This is a genomic window from Halobacillus sp. BBL2006 (genome assembly GCF_000786645.1).
Lineage (GTDB): Bacteria > Bacillota > Bacilli > Bacillales > Halobacillaceae > Halobacillus.
On record NZ_JRNX01000495.1, the window covers coordinates 1 to 3662 of the forward strand.

3 protein-coding genes are annotated in these 3662 nt (G+C 41.5%); 2 read left to right on the forward strand and 1 reads right to left on the reverse strand.

Annotated features, from left to right (window positions below; all coding sequences use genetic code 11):
- The first annotated feature begins 235 nt into the window (after positions 1-235).
- Positions 236-967 carry a poly-gamma-glutamate hydrolase family protein gene (locus LD39_RS14655; RefSeq protein WP_052158887.1) on the forward strand — a complete coding sequence of 244 codons (732 nt, stop codon included), beginning with the start codon at positions 236-238 and terminating at the stop codon, positions 965-967.
- Positions 968-1017: 50 nt separating this feature from the next.
- Here LD39_RS14655 and ade read toward each other — a convergent pair whose 3' ends face one another.
- Positions 1018-2766 carry an adenine deaminase gene (gene ade, locus LD39_RS14660; RefSeq protein WP_035548662.1) on the reverse strand — a complete coding sequence of 583 codons (1749 nt, stop codon included), beginning with the start codon at positions 2764-2766 and terminating at the stop codon, positions 1018-1020.
- A gap of 200 nt (positions 2767-2966) precedes the next feature.
- Here ade and LD39_RS14665 point away from each other — a divergent pair.
- Positions 2967-3662: TraB domain-containing protein (locus LD39_RS14665; protein ID WP_035548665.1), on the forward strand; the 696-nt coding region annotated here is incomplete at its 3' end.

Sequence of the window (3662 nt, forward strand, 5' to 3'; positions counted from 1 at the left end):
TGTTCCTCACGGAGTGCCGGTTCGACCCCGGCCACCGGTACTAAAATGTAGCATAAAAAAGACTTCAACAGTAATGTTGGAGTCTTTTTATATTTTTGAAGCAATTTTTATGCGAGAGAGGAATGTGATTCTGCTCCCCCACATAGTTCGACCCGTGTGGAATTTTGAAGTAGTTTCATAGCATTGATAGTAAATCGAATGATAAAATGATAATTCAGGTGGAAGGGGTATAATTATGAGTAAGGTTTTGATCGTGTCTGCTGTCATAGCAGCTGCTCTTGCTGCAGCAACTCTATTTATTAAAAACGAATCAGTAGAAAACGATGAAGAGTGTTCCTCTTCTGATCGATTCTGCAGCTTTGAGGAGTTAAAACGAGTGTATAGCGAAGGCGAAGACTGGGAAATTCAAACACGTGATTCTCAGTCAGATCGTATGTTAGTGAGCGCGATCCATGGTGGAGGTATTGAGCAAGCAACCACTCAATTGGCTGATGCAATCGCAGGAGACGAATACGATTACTACACGTTTAAAGGAAAGCTTAGCTCTGGTAATTTTGAAAATCTACATATAACATCGATCCATTTTGATGAACCGGAAGCATTAAATATGGTGCATGCTGTGGATCATCATATCTCGATTCATGGAGCTAAGGGGGAAGAACCTAAAACGTTTATCGGAGGACTGAATGAAGATTTAAGAAAGTTAATAGCACAACACTTAAAAGAGCGTGGGTTTGCTGTCGAGGAGGCTGCAGAACATTTAAACGGAGATCATCCGGAGAATATTGTTAATCAATCTAAAGCAAAACAAGGTGTACAGCTGGAACTCACCAGGGAACAAAGGGAAGCCTTTTATAAAAATGGTGACATTAGCTACAGTTCTAGGAGCAAGGCATCAAATCAAACAGAAGCTTTCAAGCGATACGTGAAAGCTATCAGGGCTGCTATAGTGGAGTATGAGCAATAAAATAAAAGAGGTTATCCAAGTTCCCTGGATAACCTCTTTTTAATGCTTAGTCACGTTCTATCGACCGATACACGGATATGTTTGAAATCTTCAACATCGAATAAGCCGGTATCTGTCAGTTTCAAGGATGGAATGACTGGTAAAGTTAAAAAAGACAGGGTTAAGAATGGATTGAAACCGCCTTTGAAACCTAAAGAATTTAAAGCTTTCTTAATTTCTTCGAGTCCTACATTCACTGTTCTAAAATCCTGGTCTGACATCAATCCTGCAATCGGCAGCGGGAGAGACGCTATAACTTGGCAATCTTTCACGACAACCAGTCCGCCTTGTATTTCTTTAAGTGCCTGGATGGCTGTCATGAGGTCCTGGTCGTTCGTGCCGATTGCTACGATATTATGGGAGTCATGCGCAATGGTCGTAGCAATAGCTCCTGCCTTTAAGCCAAATCCTTTTACAATCCCCGCTCCCACATTTCCGGTTTGTTTATGTCTTTCGACGACGATCATTTTCAATTGATCTTGTGCTACTGATGGAGAGAAATATCCTTCTACTGCGTGAACTTCTTCTATTACTTTGTTTGTCTTCAACTGGTTCGGGTTGATCTCAATAATATGGGCTTGTTTAGAATCACTGATTGGAATCTCAAAATCTTTTTCTTGTAAAACCTTAAAGTGAACTGTAGAAGTGATTTCAGGGTCCGCTGATTTCTTATCTTGGTCGGAAGCGAGATATTTCCCGTTTTGAGCAAGTCGTTCTCCATTTTTATATACCTCAGATATTTTTACGGATTCAAGGTCGTCAACAATCAAAAAGTCAGCATCGTAGCCAGGGGCAATTGCTCCTTTGTGGTAGAGACCATAGCATTCAGCTGCATTAAGGGAGGCCATCTGGTACGCCTGAAGAGGCGGCACTCCTGCTTGGATAGCGAGTCGGATATGATGGTCGATACTGCCTTCCTCTGTGAGCTCATCAAGGTGCTTATCATCGGTGCAAAACAGACAGCGGCGAGCATTCGCTGGAGTGACGACACCAATTAAGGAAGATAAATCTTTCGCTACAGAACCTTCGCGTATTAATAAATACATGCCCCGTCTTAATCGGTCTTTGGCTTCTTCTACTGTATTGCATTCATGATCGGTCGTAACTCCCGCAGTACGGTAGACATTGATGGCGTTTGTAACTAGGCCTGCTAAATGTCCATCGATCTTGCCATCGTGACTTCTGGTCAACTCAATTTTATCTAACATTGGGTCTTCTGCATTCGCTAAAGATGGATAATCCATCACTTCAGCAAGACCGAGTACTCTTTCGTTTTTTAGAAATGGCTTCAAATCTTCTGCTTTCAGGATTGCACCGGCATTTTCGAACGGGGTGGAAGGGACGCAGGAGGGAAGCATAAGATAGACTTCAAGAGGAAGCGTTTCGGAATTCTTAATCATGAATTCGATTCCTTTTTGCCCCAGTACATTGGCGATTTCATGAGGGTCGGTGATTACAGTTGTAACACCATGAGGAAGGACGACTTTTGCAAATTCGGAAGGCGGGACCATAGAGGATTCGATATGGACGTGGGCATCAATGAAGGAAGGACAGATGTAACGTCCTTTTGCATCAATTGTTTCTTTTCCTTCAAACGTTCCAAGACCTACGATTTTTCCATTGGAGAGAGCAACGTCCAAGTCCAGCCATTCTAAATTGAAGACATCTAATACGCGTCCATTCTTAATGACGACATCGGCCGGAATTGACTTATTGGCAATTTGTATATTTTTTCTTAAAACATCTTTGCTTAGACTCATATGATCTCTCCTTTAGAAGTAGAGGCATTTGTATATACTGTTAAATAATTAATAGTGATTCTATACGTGTTTGAACGTGTTTGTCAATGAAGTAGAGGGTTCAAAGGATGATTTGTTGGAATGGCATTCTCATTTGTATCATTCTAGTTTAATATTATATAGAGGATGATTATAGTTTACACGATAAAAGGAAGGTTTGTATGTCGACAATGGAAGAGAACATTACGAGAATCCAATTAGGCGAGAAAGAATTGATCCTGATTGGAACAGCGCACGTGTCCAAGCAGAGTGCTGAACAGGTAAAGCAAGTCATTGAAGATGAGCAGCCTGATTCTGTATGTGTAGAATTAGATGAGCAACGATACCAGTCGATCAAAGACGGAGATCGATGGAAAAATACAGATATATTTGAAGTGATCAAGCAAAAGAAGGCATCGCTCCTTCTCATGAATTTAGCGATTTCTTCCTTTCAAAAGCGTATGGCAAAGCAGTTCGGGATCCAGCCAGGCCAGGAAATGATTCAAGGGATTGAATCAGCAGAACAGACTGGAGCTAAATTGGTCCTCGCTGACCGAAACATCCAGACCACATTCGCTAGAATCTGGGGCAATATTGGTTTTACAGGGAAATCTAAACTGCTTCTATCTATCGTCTATAGTATTTTCAGTAATGAAAGCATTTCTGAAGAAGAACTGGAGAAAATGAAATCTCAGGACATGCTGGATGGAATGTTAAAGGACTTGACTGAAAATTTTCCGACCCTCAAGAAGCCTTTGATTGATGAACGGGATCAATATTTAGCCCAAAAAATCAAGACAGCTCCTGGGAATAAGGTGGTGGCGGTCTTAGGTGCGGCCCACGTTCCAGGAATTAAAGAGGCTGTTCATAAAAATCAT

Bases quoted from the DNA above. Each gene is read 5' to 3' on its own strand.
- ade (WP_035548662.1), bottom strand. From the start codon at position 2,766: ATGAGTCTAAGCAAAGATGTTTTAAGAAAAAATATACAAATTGCCAAT.
- LD39_RS14655 (WP_052158887.1), top strand. From the start codon at position 236: ATGAGTAAGGTTTTGATCGTGTCTGCTGTCATAGCAGCTGCTCTTGCT.